The sequence below is a fragment of the Microvirga flavescens genome (assembly GCF_003290125.1).
Classification (GTDB): domain Bacteria; phylum Pseudomonadota; class Alphaproteobacteria; order Rhizobiales; family Beijerinckiaceae; genus Microvirga; species Microvirga flavescens.
Genome location: NZ_QMKH01000006.1, coordinates 178,441 through 197,856, shown reverse-complemented (window position 1 = coordinate 197,856; position 19,416 = coordinate 178,441). Strand labels below are relative to the sequence as shown.

Below are 19,416 nucleotides of genomic sequence, written 5' to 3'. Positions count from 1 at the left end.
TATGTTCTGTGTAAAGCGGAGGAAAAGTTCAGTTTTCGGGTGAGTCAACGAAGCGTTAAGCGGGAACCGAGGGACCCGGGCTGCAAAACGAACTCAATCATCTTTAGGTTGTGCAAGAGGGCTTGCGCATTCAGATCACCGTTGCCGCGTCGAATCCCGGAAACTGTTGGAACTGTATGATGCGACTTCATAAGAGCCGTTGAGGTCCATGCGATTGGTCACACTAAGGAAGTTCCATGAGAGACAAGCTGCAAGTTGCCTTGACATCCATTTTCGGGGGAATCGATCAGCTTCGAGAGATCTCGGACTACAAGCGGCACTTTACGATCGATGGCCGTCTGGTCGGCGACATCGGCGAAATCATCGCTGCGAGAGAATTCGACATCACCTTGGACGGTGTCCAACAAAAGCTCCATGATGGTGTCACAAGCGATGGCAGAAAAGTGCAGATCAAAGCGACCTTCAAGGACTCGCTAACGATCAGGCAAGAGCCGGTGCTTTATCTTGGTCTCAAGCTCTACAAGGACGGCAGCCATGAAGTTATTTACAACGGCCCCGGCCGTATCCTGACCGATGCCTTTGGCCACAGAAAGGGATACGGCAAAGAGCTGCTGTCCTTTCCAATTCAAAAGTTCCAGCAATTATCGCAAAAAGTCTCCGCCAAAGAGCGCGTTCCACGACGGATCAGTTAGTAGCCGCCACCGATAGCCAGTTTTGCAGCTTCGATTACACGCGCCACGCGGAAGTCCGCGCCCTCACCGCAACTGGACGATCTGCCCGTCCTTGATGGTCACGCGGCGGTCCATACGGGCGGCGAGATCCAGGTTATGGGTGGCGATCAGAGCCGCAAGGCGCGAGGCGCGGACGATGGAGACAAGTGTCTGGAACACGCGGTCTGCCGTCTGCGGGTCGAGATTGCCGGTGGGCTCGTCGGCCAGCAGGAGACGCGGCGCGTTCGCCACCGCGCGGGCGATCGCCACGCGCTGCTGCTCGCCGCCGGAGAGTTCGCCAGGGCGATGTGACAGGCGCGGCCCGAGGCCGAGGAAGGTGAGGATCTGCGATGCGCGCTCCTGCGCTTCCTTCTTGTCGAGGCCGCGCACGAGCTGCGGAATAACGACGTTCTCCAGCGCGGAGAACTCAGGCAGCAAGTGGTGGAACTGGTAGACGAAGCCCAGGTCCTCGCGGCGAATGCGCGTGCGCTCGGCATCGTTCATTCCGGCGGTCGGTTGCCCGCCGACATAGACCTCGCCGCCATCGGGCTTTTCGAGCAGGCCCGCGACATGCAGGAGCGTCGACTTGCCGGTGCCGGAGGGCGCGATGAGAGCGACGATTTCCCCCGGCCAGATGGCGAGGTCCGCGCCGCGCAGCACTTCGAGAAAGCCCTCCCCTTGCGGGTAACGGCGCTCGACCTGGGCGAGATAAAGGGCGGGTTGAGGCTGAGAGGCTGACATGGCTTATCCGTACCTCAACGCCTCTACCGGATCGAGTTTCGCCGCCCGCCAGGACGGATAGACCGTCGCGAGCAAGGAAAGCGCCATCGCCATGAAGAGCACGGTCATCACCTCAGCCGGATCCACCTCCGCGGGCAAGCTGCTCAGGAAGTAGAGTTCGGCGGGGAAAAGATTGGTGTTCGTGAGCCACGAGACGAAGCTGCGGATGCGCTCCACGTTCAAGGCGAGCAGCAGCCCGAGCGAGAACCCCGCGATGGTTCCGACGACGCCGATGGACGCGCCGGTGATGAGGAACACGCGCATGATGGTGCCGCGCGTCGCCCCCATCGTGCGCAGGATCGCGATGTCGCTCGACTTGTCCTTCACCAGCATGATGAGGCCGGAAATGATGTTGAGCGCCGCAACCAGCACGATGAGCGTGAGGATGAGGAACATCACGTTCCGTTCCACTTCCAGCGCGCCGAAGAAGGTGCGGTTGCGCTGCCGCCAGTCGGTGATGAGGATCTGGCGTCCGGCGACCTTCTCGATGGCGTCGCGGGCCTCGTCGACCTTGTCCGCGTTGTCGAGATAGACCTCGATGACGTTCACATCGCCCTGGCGGTTGAAGTAGCTCTGCGCCTCTGTCAGCGGCAGGTAGACGAAGCTGGAGTCGAATTCGGACATGCCGATCTCGAACACCGCCTTCACCGGATAGCCTTTCACGCGCGGCGCGGTGCCGAACGGCGTCGAGGCTCCGCGTGGGGTGATGAGGGTGAAGGTGTCACCCGCCTGCAGGGCAAGCGACTCAGACAGGCGGCGCCCGATGGCGACGCCCTCGCCCGTGTCGAACCCGTCGAGGGTGCCCTGCCGGATGTTGTCGGCGATGCTGTGGACCTTCTTCAGGTCCTCCGCCCGGATGCCCCGCACCAGAACGCCGCTGCCGCCATAGGGCGACGAGCCGAAGGCCTGCCCTTCGACCAGCGGAATTGCGAGCTTGACGCCGGGTACTGCGGCGATGCGCTTTGCCACCTCCGCATAGTCGGTCAGGGGCGACTCGAGGGGCGCGACGAAGAGATGGCCGTTGATGCCAACGATCTTGTCCAGCAATTCCTTGCGGAAGCCGTTCATGACCGAGAGCACCACGATCAGCGTCGCAACGCCGAGCATGATGCCGAGGAAGGAGAAGCCCGCGATCACCGACACGAACCCTTCGCGGCGGCGCGTGCGCAAATAACGCCCCGCGATCATCCACTCGAAGGGAGCGAAAGGCTTTGTCGATGAAGGGGTTTCGCCTGCCATCGGGACCCGTCAGGCCTTCCTGGTCAGGCGCGCGACCACGTCGGCGAGCGGCAGCACTTCCTTCTCGCCCGTGGCGCGGCGCTTCAGTTCCACATTGCCCTCGGCGAGGCTCTTCGGCCCGATGATGACCTGCCACGGAATGCCGATGAGATCGGCGGTGGCGAATTTCGCGCCGGGTCGCTCGTCGCGGTCGTCGTAGAATACGTCAACGCCCGCCGCACCGAGCTCGCGATAGAGCTTCTCGCAAGCCTCGTCCGTCGCGGCATCGCCCGCCTTCAGGTTGAGGAGCGCCACATCGAAAGGTGCGATGGCGTCAGGCCACACGATACCGTTCTCGTCGTGGCTCGCCTCGATGATCGCGGCGATGAGGCGGCTCGGGCCGATGCCGTAGGAGCCCATGTGGACCTCGTGCTCCTGACCGTCCGGTCCCATGACCTTCGCGCCCATCGGCTTCGAGTACTTGGTGCCGAAGTAGAAGATGTGGCCGACCTCGATGCCGCGCGCGGAAACCTTTTTCTCCGAAGGCAGACCCTCGAAGGCGGAAGCGTCGTGCATCTCGGAGGTCGCGGCGTAGAGCGACGTCCACTTGTCGACGATGCCCTGGAGAGCCGAGATGTTATCGAAATCGGTATTGACCGCCGGAATGTCGAAATCGAGATAGTCCTTGTGGCAGAACACCTCGCTCTCACCGGTGGAGGCAAGAATGATGAATTCGTGGCTCAGGTCGCCGCCGATGGGGCCCGTATCGGCCTTCATCGGGATCGCCTTCAGGCCCATGCGGGCGAAGGTGCGCAAGTAAGCGACGAACATCTTGTTGTAGGAGTGGCGCGCGCCGGCCTGGTCGATGTCGAAGGAATAGGCATCCTTCATCAGGAACTCGCGCGAACGCATGACGCCGAAGCGCGGGCGCACCTCGTCCCGGAACTTCCACTGGATGTGATAGAGGTTGAGCGGCAGATCCTTGTAGGAGCGCACATAGCCCCGGAAGATCTCCGTAATCATTTCCTCGTTCGTCGGGCCGAACAGCATCTCGCGGTCGTGCCGATCCTGAATGCGCAGCATTTCCTTGCCGTAGGCGTCGTAGCGGCCGGATTCGCGCCACAGATCCGCCGACTGGATCGTCGGCATCAGGAGTTCGATGGCCCCGGAGCGGTTCTGCTCCTCGCGGATGATAGCGTTGATCTTGTTGAGCACCCTCAGGCCGAGCGGTAGCCAGGCATAGAGACCCGCCGCTTCCTGGCGGATCATGCCGGCGCGCAGCATCAGACGGTGAGAGACGATCTCCGCCTCTTTCGGCGTTTCACGGAGGATCGGCAGGAAATAACGGCTCAAACGCATGGAACGCCTTCGGATCAAGTAGGAATTGGAGTTTCGACTCGTAATTCAGCACACAACACAGCCGCCGGCCAAAAGACAAGCCGGGATCGCGCTCTTAAGGCCCTTCGCCAGATCATTAGACGAAAGATCAATATGATATGTGCCGAAATTCGCGCCAGAGGCTGCCTAAAAAGTGGTGACACTCACGGTTAACACGTTTATAACCGACCCACTGAAAGTCTCAGACGTCAATGCGCCAGAGGCCGCGGTCCGAGTTTCGGGAGGATAGGGTCCCAGTTCGCCAGGAACAGGCGACGGCTCAAAAAGCCGGGAACCGAAAATTGCCAAAAAGGCAGCTAGGCAAGGCGAAAGCCTTGCTTTTTCTTTTCCAGCAACGTGAAAAGCAGACCCGTCTCCCACCCTGTTGGGGGCTTTGTACTGCACAGCCCGGCCCGATCTGGGGTGAAAATCCTTGCAAAAGGCCAGTTGGGCCATGATCCGCGCGGCCCTTGCGCCTCCCGGTGAGGCCGGATTTACAGTCCCGACAGCGGCAGAAGACCCGCGACGAGGAGCAGGATCACGCTCGACAGGAATGTGTTCCAGACCGCTTTTTCCCTTAAGGCCGGATAGCTCGGCGCACCGGGCTCGGAGCCCCGGACAACCTCCCCCGTCTCATGCTGGCCGCGCACGCCGAAGGGCAGGACGGCGAAAAGCGCGATCCACCAGATGACGAAATAAAGGCCAATACCCCCGGTGGCGCGCAGGCCGAACGCCTGCACCGCGATGGCGATGGCGATGGCCGAAACAACGATGACCACGGCGGCAGTCGCCCAGAACGAGGCCGCGACGGATTTAACGAACCGAACCACTTCGAAAGCCCTTATGCCTGCTCGAGTTCCACGAGCGTTCCGCAGAAATCCTTGGGGTGAAGAAACAGGACCGGCTTTCCGTGCGCCCCGATCTTGGGCTCACCGGAACCCAGCACGCGCGCGCCGTTCCTCGTGAGCTGGTCGCGCGCGGCGAGAATGTCCTCAACCTCGTAGCAGATGTGATGGATGCCGCCGTCAGGGGATTTTTCAAGAAACTTCGCGATGGGGGAATCCGCTCCGAGCGGCTCGAGAAGTTCGATCTTGGTGTTCGGCAGGGTGATGAACACCACCGTCACCCCATGCTCGGGCAAAGCCTCCGGCGCAGAGACGTTCGCGCCCAGCGTCTCGCGATAGAGCTTCGAGGCCGCTGCGATGTCGCGCACGGCGATGGCGACATGATTGAGCCGTCCGATCATGCTGTTCCCCCTCGATCCGTTGAGCCGCTTATACCTCGATCACCAACACATGGCAGGCAGGTTTCTTGCCCCAAGCCTCGTTGACCTTGGCGCGGATGGCGCGCTTGACCGCGTTCTCGACCGTATCCGGATCGCGGCGCTTGGCCTTGGACAGGCCGTCGAGCACGTCAGAAACCGTGTCGGCGATGAGATCGTCGAAAGCCTCGCCGCTGCGCGTCTTTGCCGGCAGGCCCATCGTTTCGATGATAGGATCGCCCGCGATCTCACCGTCCTCCTCAATCGCGATGGCGGCGCTGACGAGCCCCGCGAAGGAGAGCTTGCGGCGTTCCGGCACGGCGCGCTCGCTGGGATCGATGACGAGGTTGCCGTCGCGATAAACCCGTCCGAACGGGACGGTGTCGACGATCTCGGCCTTGCCTGGCGCGAGGCGGACGACGCTACCGTTGCGAGCGCGGACGACCTCCTCGACCCCCTGCCCTCTGGCGAAGCGCGCGTGCTCTTCCAGATGCAGCGCCTCGCCGTGCGCAGGGATCGCAATACGCGGGCGCGTCCATTGATACATCTGCGCCAGCTCGCCACGGCGAGGATGGCCCGAGACGTGAACGAGCGCGGTACGGTCGGTAACGACCTCGACGCCCTGCTCGATGAGGCTGTTGATGATGGCGCTGACCGCCTTCTCGTTTCCGGGGATCGCACGGGAGGAGAAGATTACCCGGTCACCTTGCGACAACGCGATGTCTGGGTGTTCGTCCTGCGCGATGCGCGCCATCGCGGCGCGCGGCTCTCCTTGCGAGCCGGTGAGAATGGCAACGACCTTGTCGCGCGGCAGGTAGCCGTAGTTCTCGGGAGTGCGGAAATCCGGAATGCCGTCGAGAAACCCGCATTCGCGCGCCACGTCCACAGCCCTGTCCATCGCACGCCCGACAATCACGACCTCGCGGCCCGCCTCGCGCGCAGCCTCCGCAACCGAGCGGATGCGTGCGACGTTCGAGGCGAAGGTGGTGACAGCAACGCGCTGCGGCGCGGTCTTGATGAGTTCGGCGAGGTGGTTCGACACATCGGCCTCGCTCGGGCTCGTGCCCTCGCGCACCACGTTGGTGGAATCGCAGATCAGCGCCAGTACGCCCTCTTCGCCGAGCGCGCGGAAGGTCTCTTCCGACGTCAGGCTGCCGAGATAGGGCGTAGCGTCGAGCTTCCAGTCGCCGGTGTGGACCACGAGGCCATGCGCAGTGCGGATCGCGAGCGCGTTCGATTCCGGGATCGAGTGCGCCACGGGCACGTACTCGACATCGAACGGCCCAAGCTTGATACGCTCGCCGGGCTTGATCTCGTTGAGATCGAGCTTCGGTGCGCCAGGTTCGGACAGGCGACGCGTTTCGAGAAGGCCGATGGCAAAGCGCGTGGCGTAAACCGGCGCGCGCAGGCGCGGCCACATCTCGACCAGCGCACCGATATGGTCCTCATGCGCGTGGGTGATGAAAATGCCGAGGAGGTTGTGACGCTCCTCTTCGATGAAGCGCAGATCCGGATAGACCACATCGATGCCGGGAAGATGCTCTTCGCCGCCGAAACCCATGCCGCAATCGACCAGAATCCACTGGCGGTTCTCTTCCGGCCCGAATCCGTAAAGCGCGGCGTTCATCCCGATTTCGCCCAAGCCGCCGAGCGGCACGAAGACGAGTTCGTCGTTGGGGGAAGCCATCAATTAAAATCCTGTCGAGCCGACGTTTGGCGCGGCCTCGTGAGTGAGGTTGGAAAGATATAGGTCGCCCGCATCGATGGCTTCCAGCCCCCGAGCGGTCTTCAATTGCAGTCGTCCCGAGCGGTCGAGGCCCTCGAAAAGTCCCCTCTTCTCGCCCGATGGCAAGCGCAAGGTGACCTCGGTGCCGAGCCCGGCGGCACGCTCCAGCCAGAGTTGGCGGATCGCGCCGAAGGAATCGGCGGGGTTCGTCCGGCGCGCTGTCCGCCAGGCGGAGAATGTGCGCGCGAAGGCATCGGACAGCGCCAGGAACACGTCCTCCCGCGTCAGCCCGGGCTTGACCGCGTGAAGGAGCGCCGTCGGATATGGCGTTCCCGTCGGTGCGTGAGCGACGTTGATGCCGATGCCGATCACGATGGCGAGGCGGTTCTGCGGCCCAACCCGATGCCCCTCGAGCAGGAGCCCCGCAACCTTCGCCCCATCAAGGAGAAGATCGTTCGGCCATTTCAAGGCGAGACGCGGCGCGGAGACGCCTGCCACCGCCTCGACAGCCTCATGCGCGGCAAGCCCCGCAACGAAGCCGAGCTGTGCGGCATCCGCAACCTCGCAAGGGTCGATCAGAAGCAGGCTGGCATAGAGATTGCCGGGGGGAGACACCCATTGCCGTCCATGCCGCCCCCGGCCCGCATTCTGCTGTTCCGTGACGATCCAGAGAAACCCTGGATCGCCGGATTGCGCGGCCCGAACCGCGTCGTCATTCGTCGAACTCGTCTCGCTTAACGAAATGAGCCGATAGCCGTTATTCTCTGTTTCCGCCGACAGCCGCACGTCAGAACAGAGAACGCGCAGCGGCGCCCGCCACGGAGACCAGCGGCGCGGGCACGAGGCCGAACAGGACGACGAAGATGCTGGACACGGCAAGCACGAGCTTCACGCCCGCAGGCATGGCATCGTAGCGCTCGCCCGGCTCATCGAAGTACATGACCTTGACGATGCGCAGGTAATAGTAAGCGCCCACGACGCTCGTGATGACGCCGATGACGGCGAGCGCCACGAGGTTCGCCTTGATCGCCGCGTTGAACACCGCGAACTTGGCAAAGAAGCCGGCGAGCGGCGGAATGCCCGCCATCGAGAACATCATCATCGCAAGGCAGAATGCGATGATGGGATGCGTGCGGGCGATGCCCGACAGGTCCGAGATGTTCTCGAACATCACGTTGCCGCGGCGCAGGCTCAAGATGCAGGCGAAAGCGCCGAGCGTCATGGCGAGATAGATCGCCATGTAGATCGCGACGCCCTGCACACCCTCCGCCGTGCCGGCGGCAAGGCCGATGAGCGCATAGCCCACGTTGGCGATGGACGAATAGGCCATCAGGCGCTTGATGTTGCGCTGGCCGATGGCCGCGAAGGCGCCCAGCGCCATCGAGGCGAGCGAGATGAAGACGATGATCTGCTGCCACTGGCCGGTGATGCCGGGGAACGCCTCGATGAAAAGGCGCGTCGTCATCGCCATGCCCGCCATCTTGGGGGCGGCGGCGAAGAAGGCCGTGACCGGGGTCGGCGAGCCCTCATAGACGTCCGGCGTCCACATGTGGAACGGCACCGCCGAGATCTTGAAGGCGACGCCGGCCGCGACGAACACGATGCCGAAGATCACGCCGGTTCCGACCTCGCCCGTCAACACCTTGGCGATGCCGGGGAAGGACACGGTGCCCGTGAAGCCATAGATCAGCGAAGCGCCGTAGAGCAGCATGCCGGAAGAGAGCGAGCCGAGCACGAAATACTTCAGGCCCGCTTCCGTGGAGCGCACGTTGTCCCGGTCGAAAGCCGCGATCACGTAGGATGCGAGGCTGAGCAACTCGACGCCGAGATAGAGCGCGATCAGGTCGTTCGCCGAGATCACCATCAGCATGCCGATGGTCGCGAGCACGATCAGGATCGGGTACTCGAAGCGCGTGATGCCCTCACGGCGCATGAAGTCGGACGAGAGAACGATGCCGGCGATGGAGCCGAGCAGCGTCAGCGTCTTCATGAACTTGGCGAAGCCGTCGATGACGAATGAGCCGCTCATGGTTTCGACGCGCTCGGCCGGCAGCATGAACACGGCGACGAGAGCGGCGACCAGGAGCGCGAGCGCGATGACGCTTACCGTGCCGGCGGACTTCTCGCCGCGCAGCGCGCCAAGAAGGATCAGGACCAGCGCGCCCGCCGCCAGGATGATTTCCGGCAGCGCGGGGGCAAAGGAGGGAATGGCGAGGACGGTGTTCATCATGACCTCAATGCGCGACCAGGGCGGCCGTCTTCACGGTGGCGAGCGCGGCCTCGTAGCTCTTGAGGAGCGCATCCGTCGGCGCCGCGAAGACGTCGAGGATGGGACCGGGCTGGACGCCGTAATAGATGACGAGAAGGACAAGCGGAGCGAGCGTGATGATCTCGCGGCGGTTGAGATCCATGATGTCCTGCAGCGCGGGCTTGTCGAGCACGCCGTAAACGACGCGGCGATAGAGCCAGAGCGCGTAAGCCGCCGACAGGATCACGCCCGAGGACGCGAAGAACGACACCCACGGATTGGAGCGGAACGCGCCCATCAGCGTCAGGAACTCGCCGACGAAGCCCGAAGTGCCGGGCAGGCCCACATTGGCCATCGTGAAGATCATGAACGCGACGGCATAAAGCGGCATGCGTGTGACGAGGCCGCCATAGGCTTTGATCTCGCGGGTATGCATGCGGTCGTAGACCACGCCGACGCACAGGAAGAGCGCGCCGGAGACGAGGCCGTGCGAGACCATCTGGAACATGGCCCCCTGCACGCCCTGAGTGGTCATCGAGAAGATGCCCATCGTCACGAAGCCCATGTGGGCGACGGACGAATAAGCGATCAGCTTCTTCATGTCCTCCTGCATCAGCGCCACCAGCGAGGTGTAGACGATGGCGATGACAGAGAGCGCATAGACAAACGGCGCGAAGTACTGCGACGCCTCCGGGAACATCGGCAGCGACACTCGGATGAATCCGTAGCCGCCCATCTTGAGCAGGATGCCCGCCAGGATCACCGAGCCCGCCGTCGGCGCTTCAACGTGCGCGTCGGGAAGCCAGGTGTGGACCGGCCACATGGGCATCTTCACCGCAAACGATGCGAAGAAGGCGAGCCATAGCCAGAGCTGCACCTGCGCCCCAAACTTGAAGGTGAGAAGCGTCGGGATGTCCGTGGTGCCCGCCGCCCAGTACATCGCCATGATGGCGAGCAGCATCAGCACGGAGCCGAGCAGCGTGTACAGGAAGAACTTGAAGCTCGCATAAATGCGGCGCTTGCCACCCCAGATGCCGATGATGAGGAACATCGGAATGAGGCCGGCCTCGAAGAACAGGTAGAACAGCACCAGATCGAGAGCCTCGAAGACGCCGATCATCGTGGTTTCAAGCACGAGGAAGGCGACGAAGTATTCCTTCACCCGGTGCGTGATGGATTCCCACGAGGCCAGGATGCAGAACGGCATCAGGAACGTGGTGAGCAGCACGAACGGCATTGAGAAGCCGTCGACGCCGAGCTTGAAGCGGATGGTCTCGGAGAGCCAGCCATGCGTCTCGACGAGCTGGAAGGCCGAACTTCCCGCGTCGAAGCGGCTCCAGGCCACCAGCGAGAGCAAGAAGGTGACGATGGTCGTCGCCAGAGCCGCCCAACGGGCGTTGGAACGCGCCGCCTCGCTGTCGCCGCGAAGCGTCAGGATGAACGCCGCCCCGATGAGGGGAAGGACGAGAAGTCCGGAGAGGATGCCGAAGCCGAGCATCAGTGTGCTCCCCTGAAGAGATAGTAGGTAACGAGAGCCGCAACGCCGATGAGCATGGCGAAGGCGTAGTGGTAGAGATAGCCGGTCTGGACCCGCACCACGCCGCGCGTGACGTCGAGGACGCGGGCCGAGATGCCATCCGGCCCGAGGCCGTCGATGATCTTTCCATCGCCCGTGCGCCACAGGAAGCGGCCGAGAGCCATCGCCGGACGCACGAAGATGGCGTCATACAGCTCGTCGAAGTACCACTTGTTGAGCAGGAAGCGGTAGAGGATCGGGTGATCCGCTGCGATCTGCGCGGGCTTCTTGGTGTCGATGAGATACATCCACACGGCCAGCAGGAAGCCGAGCACCATCATCACCGTCGGCAACAGCGGCACCCAACCCGGCAGGTGGTGCATATCCTCGAGGATCTTGTTGTCCGGACGGGTGAAGATCGCGCCCTTCCAGAAGTGCTCATAGCCGTGGCCGATGAAGGCGCCCGAGAAGGCAAAGCCCGCAACGACCGCGCCGATGGCCAGAACCAGCAGCGGGATCAACATCACGAGCGGGCTCTCATGCGGCTTGTGAGCGCCGTGCCCGTGATCGTCGTGGGAATGATCGGCATGGGCGTGCGAAACGTCATGACCGCTCGCGTTGTGCTCTGCGCCCTCATGGGTGTGCGCCTCGCCGTTCCAGCGCGCCTTGCCCTCGAATGTGAGGAAGAACAGGCGCCAGGAATAGAACGAGGTCATGAAGGCCGCGACGACCGTGGCGAGGAAGGCGAAGCTGCCCGCCGGCGAATGCGCGGCGTATGCCGCCTCGATGATCGCATCCTTCGAGTAGTAGCCCGCCGAGAACGGGAAGCCCGTCAGTGCGAGCGTGCCGATGGCCATCATCCCCGTGGTGAAGGGGATGTACTTGCGCAGGCCGCCCATCGCCCGGATGTCCTGCTCATGGTGCATGGCGTGGATGACCGAGCCGGCGCCCAAGAACAGCAGCGCCTTGAAGAAGGCGTGGGTGAAGAGGTGGAACACGCCCGCCGAATAAGCGCCGACGCCGAGAGCGACGAACATGTAGCCGAGCTGCGAGCAGGTCGAATACGCGATCACGCGCTTGATGTCGTTCTGCACGAGGCCGACGGTGGCGGCGAAGAAGGCCGTGATGCCGCCGATGACGGTGACGACCGTCAGCGCATCAGGCGCGTACTCGAAGACCGGCGACAGGCGCGCGACCATGAACACGCCCGCCGTCACCATCGTGGCGGCGTGGATGAGAGCGGAAACCGGGGTCGGGCCCTCCATCGCGTCCGGCAGCCAGGTGTGCAGCAGGAACTGCGCCGACTTACCCATCGCGCCCATGAAGAGCAGCAGGCAGGCGAGCGTCAGGGCATTCCAGTCGAACCCGAGGAAGTGGAACTGCGCCTTCTCGAATTCCGCCACGCGGGGGAAGATCTGGTCGAAGTTCACCGTCTTGAACAGGACGAAGATCAGGAAGATGCCGAGCAGGAAGCCGAAATCGCCGACGCGGTTAACGATGAAGGCCTTCATGGCCGCCGCGTTCGCGGATTCCTTCTGATACCAGAAGCCGATGAGCAGGTAGCTCGCGAGACCCACGCCTTCCCAGCCGAAGAACATCTGGACGAGGTTGTCGGCGGTCACCAGCATGAGCATGGCGAAGGTGAAGAGCGAGAGATACGCGAAGAAGCGCGGACGGTGCGGATCCTCGTGCATGTAGCCGATGGAGTAGAGATGCACGAGCGCAGACACGGTGTTGACGACGATCAGCATGATCGCGGTCAGCGTGTCGATGCGCAGCGCCCAGTCCACCATGAGGTCGCCCGAGGAGAACCACTGGGCGATCTGAATCCGCACGGCGCCGTGACCGAAGCCGACCTGGAAGAACGCCACCCAGGAGAGCGCAGCGGCGATGAAGAGGAACGCGGTGGTGATCAGCTCGCTGGGGCGCGCGCCGATCACGCGGCCGAACAGGCCCGCGATGAGGAAGCCGACAAGCGGCAGGAAGACGATTGCGTAGTACATGCCCTGTCCTACCCCTTAGCCCTTCATCATGTTGACGTCTTCGACCGCGATGGAGCCGCGGTTGCGGAAGAACACCACGAGAATGGCGAGCCCGATGGCCGCCTCCGCCGCTGCTACCGTGAGGATCAGCAGCGCGAAGACCTGGCCGACGATGTCGTTCAGATGCGTCGAGAAGGCGACCATGTTGATGTTCACCGAGAGCAGGATGAGCTCGATGGACATCAGAATGACGATCACGTTCTTGCGGTTGATGAAGATGCCGAACACGCCCAGCGTGAAGAGCACGGCGGCGACGGTGAGATAATGGCCGAGACCGATAACCATGTTTTCGCTCCTCAGACGCCCTGGCGGAAGGGAACCTTCCGCACCTCGATGGCGGTTTCCTGCGTGCGGGCATTCTGCTTGGCGATGTCCTGACGCTTGACGCCGGTGCGCTCGCGCAGCGTGAGCACGATAGCGCCGATCATCGCCACCAGCAGGATCAGGCCCGCCGTCTGGAAGAAGTAGAAATAACGGGTGTAGAGCACCTGGCCGATGGCCTGGGTGTTGGTCATCACGTCAGCAGCCGGAATGGGCGCCGTGGTTGCGCGGATGAGGTGCGGGTCCACCACATAGGTGCCGATGACGAGGACGAGTTCGAGCAGGAACACGATGCCGATCAGCGCGCCGATGGGCAGGTATTGCAGAAAGCCCTGGCGCAGCTCGGCGAAGTCCACGTCGAGCATCATCACGACAAAGAGGAACAGAACCGCGACCGCGCCGACATAGACGATGACGAGGATCATCGCCAGGAACTCCGCGCCCATCATCAGGAAGAGCCCCGCCGCGTTGACGAAGGCGAGGATGAGGAAGAGCACCGATTGCACGGGGTTGCGCGACGCGATCACCATGAAGCCCGAGGCAATGGCGATGGTCGAGAACAGATAAAAGAAGGCGGCGGTCACCGTCATGCTTCAAGCTCAGCCGCCTCAAGGCGGCCCCTTCCGACGAAGCGCCGGCGAACCGGCGGCCTGTCTCTCGTTTCAAGAAATCCCGGCGGGACAACCCGCCGGGACATGCTCAATCCCCTGCCCTGCCGGGCAGGAAAAATTCGTTTAGCGGTACGGCGCGGTCTTCACGAGGTTGCGGGCAATCTCCCGCTCCCACCGGTCGCCGTTCGCGAGAAGCTTAGCCTTGTCGTAGTAGAGCTCCTCGCGGGTCTCCACCGAGAATTCCAGGTTCGGCCCCTCGACGATGGCATCCACCGGGCAGGCCTCCTGGCACAGGCCGCAATAGATGCACTTCACCATGTCGATGTCGTAGCGCGTGGTGCGGCGCGTGCCGTCATTGCGGCGCGGGCCGGCTTCGATGGTGATGGCCTGCGCCGGGCAGATGGCCTCGCAGAGCTTGCAGGCGATGCAGCGCTCTTCCCCGTTGGGATAGCGGCGCAGCGCATGCTCCCCGCGAAAACGCGGGCCGCGATGGCTCAGCTCGAACGGATAATTGATGGTGGCCTTCGGCTTGAAGAAATAGCGCATGGCGAGGAAGAACCCCGACACGAACTCCTTCAACAGCAGCGACTTCGCGACCTGATCGAGTTTCATGGACCGGTTTCCTTACTGCATGCCCGGCGCGAGCCGGAACGCCATCAGAACGCCCGCGACCACGATGACCATGATGAGCGAGAGCGGCAGGAACACCTTCCAGCCCAGACGCATGAGTTGGTCGTAGCGGTAACGCGGAACCATCGCCTTCGCCATCGCGAAGAGGAAGAACAGGAAGCTGGCCTTGATGACGAACCAGATCACGCCCGGCACCCAGGTGAAGGGCGCGAACGGGATCGGCGACAGCCAGCCGCCGAGGAAGAGGATCGTGCCGAGCGCGCACATGGTGATGATCGCCACATATTCGCCGAGCATGTAGAGAAGGTACGGCGTCGAGGAATACTCGACCATGTAGCCCGCAACGAGCTCCGATTCCGCTTCCGACAGGTCGAAGGGCGGACGGTTCGTCTCCGCGAGAGCCGAGACGAAGAACACCACGAACATCGGCAGAAGCGGCAGCCAGTACCAGCCGAGGATGCCGAAGCGCGTATCCTGCGCCTCGACGATACCCGAGAGATTCAGCGTGCCCGCGCACATGAGCACGGTGACGATTACGAAGCCGATGGAGACTTCGTAAGACACCATCTGCGCGGCGGAACGGAGCGCGCCGAGGAAGGCGTATTTCGAGTTCGAGGCCCAGCCGCCCATGATGACGCCGTAAACGCCGAGCGACGAGATCGCGAAGATGTAGAGAACGCCCACATTGATGTTGGCGATGGCCCAGCCCGCGTTGAGCGGGATCACGGCCCACGCTGCGAGCGCCAGCGTACAGGTCAGCAGCGGGGCGAGCAGGAACATGCCCTTGTTGGCGGGAGCCGGGATCACCGGTTCCTTGAACACGAACTTCAACAGGTCCGCGAACGACTGGAACAGGCCCCAGGGGCCGACCACGTTCGGACCGCGCCGCAGCTGCACCGCCGCCCAGATCTTGCGGTCGGCCAGAAGCGCGTAGGCGATGAAGACGAGAAGCGCCACGAGCAGGAGCAGGCTCTTGCCCAGGATGATCGCCAGAGAGAGGAGAAGGTCTCCGAGTTCCATGTTCGGTTCCTCTTACTCGGCCGCCTCGAGCCGGACATGGCGGGCGAGCGCGGAGCACTCGGCCATCACACCGGACGCGCGGGCGATCGGGTTCGTGAGATAGAAGTCCTTGACCGGGCTCTGGAAGGCGTCGCGGCCCGGCGTGCCGCCGATGGCGGCAAGCGCCTCCACGGCCTTCGCCACATCGCCCTGCGCCACCTCGTCGAGAGCCGCGAAATGCGGATATTCCGCATAAAGCTTGGCCCGAAGCGCGTTGAGCGAGTCGAACGGCAGGCGCTGGCCGAGCACGTCGGAGAGCGCGCGCAGGATCGCCCAATCCTCACGGGCATCGCCCGGAGCGAAAGCCGCGCGGTTGGCCATCTGCACCCGGCCTTCCGTATTCACGTAAGTCGCGGACTTTTCCGTATAGGCCGCGCCGGGCAGGATCACGTCCGCGCGGTGCGCGCCGCGGTCGCCGTGGGTGCCCTGGTAGATCACAAAAGCACCCGGAGCGACGTCGATCTCGTCGGCCCCGAGGTTGAACAGAACGTCCACGCCGCCCTTGGCCATGTCCTGCGCATTCAGGCCGCCCTCACCCGGCACGAAGCCGAGATCGAGCGCGCCGACGCGGGAGGCAGCGGTGTGGAGAATCGAGAACCCGTTCCAGCCTTCCGCGACAGCGCCGACGCTGCGCGCGAGCTGTGCGGCAAGCGAGAGGATCGCCTGACCATCGGCGCGGGACAAAGCGCCCTGCCCGACGATGATGAGCGGCTTCTTCGCGGCCTTCAGCTTCTCGACGAAGCTGTGACGACCAGCGGCAAGTTCCGCCAAGGTCTCGGGGCCAGCGCCGAGGTGCTCGTAAGCGTAGGTCAGGTCGACCTTCTCACCGATCAGCGCGATCGGCAGCGGAGCCGCGCGCCAGCGCTTGCGGATGCGCACGTTGACGAGAGATGCCTCGACACGCGGGTTCGAGCCGACGATGAGGATCGCGTCCGCTTCCTCGATGCCGGCGATGGTCGAATTGAAGACATACGACGCTCGGCCGAAAGCGGGCGACAGCGCCGCGCCGTCCTGACGGGCGTCGATATTCGCAACGCCGAGGCTCTGCATGAGGAGCTTGAGCGCGTAGATTTCCTCAACCGCGGCAAGATCGCCGACGACGGCGCCGATCTTCTTCGGAGCCGTGCCCTTCACGCGGCTCGCGATGACGCCGAAGGCCTCCTGCCAGGTGGCCGGGCGCAGCTTGCCGTTCTCGCGCACGAAGGGGCGGTCGAGGCGCTGCACGCGCAGGCCGTCCACGATCTGGCGCGCCTTGTCGGTGATCCATTCCTCGTTCACCGCCTCGTTCACGCGCGGCAGAATGCGCATGACTTCGCGGCCACGCGAGTCGACGCGGATCGAGGAGCCGACCGCATCCACCACATCGACGGAATCGGTCTTGTTCAGCTCCCACGGACGATAGTGGAACGCTTCCGGCTTGTGGGTGAGCGCGCCGACGGGGCAGAGATCCGCCACGTTGGCCTGCAGCTCCGAGCCCATCGCCTTTTCGAGATAGCTCGTGATCTCCATGTCCTCGCCGCGCCAGATCGCGCCGAGATCGGAGACGCCTGCGACTTCGGTGGTGAAGCGCACGCAGCGGGTGCAGTGGATGCACCGGTTCATCGAGGTCTTGACCAGCGGGCCGAGATACTTGTCCGGCACCGCGCGCTTGTTTTCCTCGTAGCGGCTGGTGTCGACGCCGTAGGCCATCGCCTGGTCCTGCAGGTCGCACTGGCCGCCCTGGTCGCAGATCGGGCAGTCGAGCGGGTGGTTGATGAGGAGGAACTCCATCACCCCTTCCCGCGCCTTCTTCACCGTCGCGGACTTGGTGGAAATCTCCGGCGGCTCGCCGTTCGGGCCGGGACGGCAATCGCGGACGCCCCAGGCACAGGATGCGACCGGCTTCGGCGCGCCTTTCACTTCCACAAGGCACATGCGGCAATTGCCGGCGATGGAAAGACGCTCATGGAAGCAGAAACGCGGAACTTCCGCGCCCGCCGCTTCCGCCGCCTGCAGCAGCGTGAACTCCGGCGGAACGTCTACCTCGATACCGTCAACGATGATCTTGGTCATGAGTTTGCATCCAATGGCGCGGGCCGCATGGCCGAAGCCGACTCGTTATGCCCGACTACAGGGTTCCGGAAGGTGTTTTTCACACGTTTGGAAACGTGAAAATACGGGATCCAGATCAGCGCAGTCATGAACACGCGCACCGTATCCCTGGCCACCTTGGGATCGACCGGCTCGTCAGGAAGTATCTCGCGAAACCTTGCATCCCCCCAAAGCTCGATCAGGCTTGCAGCCACGAGAATAAGGTAGTGCGCTGTCGCGGCCTTCACGATGATCGGCTTCTTCTGGAAGATGAAGACCAAGCACGCGCCAGCGCTCAGGATCACTGCCACGCCACCCAGCATAGACAACGCTACGGGAAGCCTCATCTCGGCAAGCTGCCCTGAAGTCGCGGAGAAGATCGCAATAAATCCGTCAAGCTCCTTGAAGAGTCCTGAGAGATTGAAGATCGTTAGGCCGAGTGTTCCAATAAACCCGATGATGGGCAGGATCAGCCAGCCACCGATCCCAACCGGCTCTTTGCGGGGAGGCGTGAAGCCTTGTGCCGTTCCTGTCATGACTTCACTCCGCCGCAATCAGCACGGATTCGGAATGCGGGTTCGCCGCATAGTCGTCGATGCGCTTCTCGATCTCATGCCGGAAATGCCGGATGAGGCCCTGCACCGGCCACGCCGCCGCATCGCCGAGCGCGCAGATGGTGTGGCCTTCGATCTGGGTCGACACTTCGAGCAGCATGTCGATTTCGCGCTTCTGCGCGCGGCCTTCCGCCATGCGGTTCAGAACGCGCCACATCCAGCCCGTGCCTTCGCGGCACGGCGTGCACTGGCCGCAGCTCTCATGCTTGTAGAAGTACGAGATGCGGGCGATGGCGCGCACGATGTCGGTGGACTTGTCCATGACGATGACCGCCGCCGTGCCGAGGCCCGAGCGCAGGCCGCGCAGGGTGTCGAAATCCATGTAGGCGTCGGCGATCTGGTCCGCAGGAACGCACGGCACGGATGATCCGCCGGGGATCACCGCAAGCAGGTTGTCCCAGCCGCCGCGAATGCCGCCGCAATGGGTGTCGATGAGCTCGCGGAAGGTGATGCCCATCGCCTCTTCCACGTTGCACGGCTTGTTCACATGGCCGGAAACGCAGAACAGCTTGGTGCCCACGTTGTTCGGGCGGCCGATGCCCGAGAACCAGGACGCGCCACGGCGCAGGATCGTGCCCGCCACCGCAATCGATTCCACGTTGTTCACCGTCGTCGGACAGCCATAGAGGCCCATGTTCGCCGGGAACGGAGGCTTGAGGCGCGGCATGCCCTTCTTGCCCTCGAGGCTCTCCAGAAGCGCTGTCTCCTCGCCGCAGATGTAAGCGCCCGCGCCGTGGTGGAGATAGAGGTCGAAGGGATAGCCGTGGATGTTGTCCTTGCCGATGAGCTTGGCCTCATAGGCCTCGTCGATGGCCTTCTGCAGCGCGTGCTTCTCGGCGATGTATTCGCCACGGATGTAGATGTAGGCCGCGTTCGCATTCATGGCGAAGGACGCGATGAGGCAGCCTTCGACAAGAAGATGCGGATCGTGCCGCATGATCTCGCGATCCTTACAGGTGCCCGGCTCCGACTCGTCCGCGTTGACGACGAGGTAGCTCGGACGGCCATCCGACTGCTTGGGCATGAAGGACCACTTCATGCCGGTCGGGAAGCCCGCGCCGCCGCGCCCGCGAAGGCCCGACTTCTTCATCTCGTCGATGATCCAATCCTTGCCCTTCTCGAGCAGGAACTTGGTGCCGTCCCAGGCGCCGCGCATCTGCGCAGCCTTCAGGCCCGGCGAATGCAGGCCGTAGAGGTTGGTGAAAATGCGGTCTTTGTCCTGAAGCATGTCTG

18 protein-coding genes are annotated in these 19,416 nt (G+C 63.3%); 1 reads left to right on the top strand and 17 read right to left on the bottom strand.

The genetic code is table 11. The annotated features are described in order from the left end of the window. Positions 1–236 precede the first annotated feature (236 nt). A complete protein-coding gene (locus DQW91_RS13225; protein WP_112664113.1) occupies positions 237–692 on the top strand; it encodes a DUF6998 domain-containing protein in 456 nt (151 codons plus the stop codon). Between the two features lie 63 nt (positions 693–755). Here DQW91_RS13225 and DQW91_RS13220 read toward each other — a convergent pair whose 3' ends face one another. The 17 genes from DQW91_RS13220 to nuoF form a co-directional block, all read right to left on the bottom strand. After that, positions 756–1,451, bottom strand: a complete 696-nt coding sequence (locus tag DQW91_RS13220) for an ABC transporter ATP-binding protein (protein WP_112664112.1) — start codon at positions 1,449–1,451, stop codon at positions 756–758. A 3-nt stretch (positions 1,452–1,454) separates the two neighbouring features. Continuing rightward, positions 1,455–2,729 (bottom strand): lipoprotein-releasing ABC transporter permease subunit, encoded by a 1,275-nt coding sequence (locus DQW91_RS13215; RefSeq protein ID WP_112664111.1) that lies wholly within the window; start codon positions 2,727–2,729, stop codon positions 1,455–1,457. Positions 2,730–2,738: 9 nt separating this feature from the next. Further along, on the bottom strand, positions 2,739–4,067 hold the full coding sequence (gene proS, locus DQW91_RS13210; protein WP_112664110.1) for a proline--tRNA ligase: 1,329 nt from the start codon (positions 4,065–4,067) through the stop codon (positions 2,739–2,741). Between the two features lie 512 nt (positions 4,068–4,579). Then, a complete protein-coding gene (locus DQW91_RS13205; RefSeq protein WP_112664109.1) occupies positions 4,580–4,915 on the bottom strand; it encodes a DUF1467 family protein in 336 nt (111 codons plus the stop codon). A gap of 11 nt (positions 4,916–4,926) precedes the next feature. Beyond that, positions 4,927–5,331 carry a methylmalonyl-CoA epimerase gene (gene mce, locus DQW91_RS13200; RefSeq protein WP_112664108.1) on the bottom strand — a complete coding sequence of 135 codons (405 nt, stop codon included), beginning with the start codon at positions 5,329–5,331 and terminating at the stop codon, positions 4,927–4,929. A 28-nt stretch (positions 5,332–5,359) separates the two neighbouring features. Continuing rightward, positions 5,360–7,033, bottom strand: a complete 1,674-nt coding sequence (locus DQW91_RS13195) for a ribonuclease J (protein WP_112664107.1) — start codon at positions 7,031–7,033, stop codon at positions 5,360–5,362. A gap of 3 nt (positions 7,034–7,036) precedes the next feature. Continuing rightward, positions 7,037–7,858, bottom strand: coding sequence for a biotin--[acetyl-CoA-carboxylase] ligase (locus DQW91_RS13190; protein WP_112664106.1), 822 nt, complete (start codon positions 7,856–7,858; stop codon positions 7,037–7,039). Position 7,859: 1 nt separating this feature from the next. After that, positions 7,860–9,299 (bottom strand): NADH-quinone oxidoreductase subunit NuoN, encoded by a 1,440-nt coding sequence (gene nuoN / locus DQW91_RS13185; RefSeq protein ID WP_112664149.1) that lies wholly within the window; start codon positions 9,297–9,299, stop codon positions 7,860–7,862. Positions 9,300–9,306: 7 nt separating this feature from the next. Further along, on the bottom strand, positions 9,307–10,818 hold the full coding sequence (locus DQW91_RS13180; protein WP_112664105.1) for an NADH-quinone oxidoreductase subunit M: 1,512 nt from the start codon (positions 10,816–10,818) through the stop codon (positions 9,307–9,309). Further along, on the bottom strand, positions 10,818–12,839 hold the full coding sequence (gene nuoL / locus DQW91_RS13175) for an NADH-quinone oxidoreductase subunit L (RefSeq protein ID WP_112664104.1): 2,022 nt from the start codon (positions 12,837–12,839) through the stop codon (positions 10,818–10,820). The genes DQW91_RS13180 and nuoL overlap by 1 nt, the downstream gene beginning before the upstream one ends. A gap of 15 nt (positions 12,840–12,854) precedes the next feature. Further along, a complete protein-coding gene (gene nuoK / locus DQW91_RS13170; protein ID WP_047187180.1) occupies positions 12,855–13,163 on the bottom strand; it encodes an NADH-quinone oxidoreductase subunit NuoK in 309 nt (102 codons plus the stop codon). An 11-nt stretch (positions 13,164–13,174) separates the two neighbouring features. Next, positions 13,175–13,789 carry an NADH-quinone oxidoreductase subunit J gene (locus tag DQW91_RS13165; protein WP_112664103.1) on the bottom strand — a complete coding sequence of 205 codons (615 nt, stop codon included), beginning with the start codon at positions 13,787–13,789 and terminating at the stop codon, positions 13,175–13,177. Positions 13,790–13,933: 144 nt separating this feature from the next. Next, positions 13,934–14,422 carry an NADH-quinone oxidoreductase subunit NuoI gene (nuoI, locus tag DQW91_RS13160; protein ID WP_112664102.1) on the bottom strand — a complete coding sequence of 163 codons (489 nt, stop codon included), beginning with the start codon at positions 14,420–14,422 and terminating at the stop codon, positions 13,934–13,936. A 12-nt stretch (positions 14,423–14,434) separates the two neighbouring features. Beyond that, positions 14,435–15,460: an NADH-quinone oxidoreductase subunit NuoH gene (gene nuoH / locus DQW91_RS13155; protein ID WP_112664101.1), complete on the bottom strand. Its 1,026-nt coding sequence runs from the start codon at positions 15,458–15,460 to the stop codon at positions 14,435–14,437. A 12-nt stretch (positions 15,461–15,472) separates the two neighbouring features. Further along, entirely contained in the window at positions 15,473–17,551 is a 2,079-nt protein-coding gene (nuoG, locus tag DQW91_RS13150) for an NADH-quinone oxidoreductase subunit NuoG (RefSeq protein WP_112664100.1), read from the bottom strand. Next, positions 17,548–18,105 (bottom strand): DUF2569 domain-containing protein, encoded by a 558-nt coding sequence (locus DQW91_RS13145; RefSeq protein ID WP_112664099.1) that lies wholly within the window; start codon positions 18,103–18,105, stop codon positions 17,548–17,550. The genes nuoG and DQW91_RS13145 overlap by 4 nt, the downstream gene beginning before the upstream one ends. 4 nt (positions 18,106–18,109) lie before the next feature. Next, positions 18,110–19,411 carry an NADH-quinone oxidoreductase subunit NuoF gene (gene nuoF, locus DQW91_RS13140; RefSeq protein WP_112664098.1) on the bottom strand — a complete coding sequence of 434 codons (1,302 nt, stop codon included), beginning with the start codon at positions 19,409–19,411 and terminating at the stop codon, positions 18,110–18,112. Between the last annotated feature and the right edge of the window lie 5 nt (positions 19,412–19,416).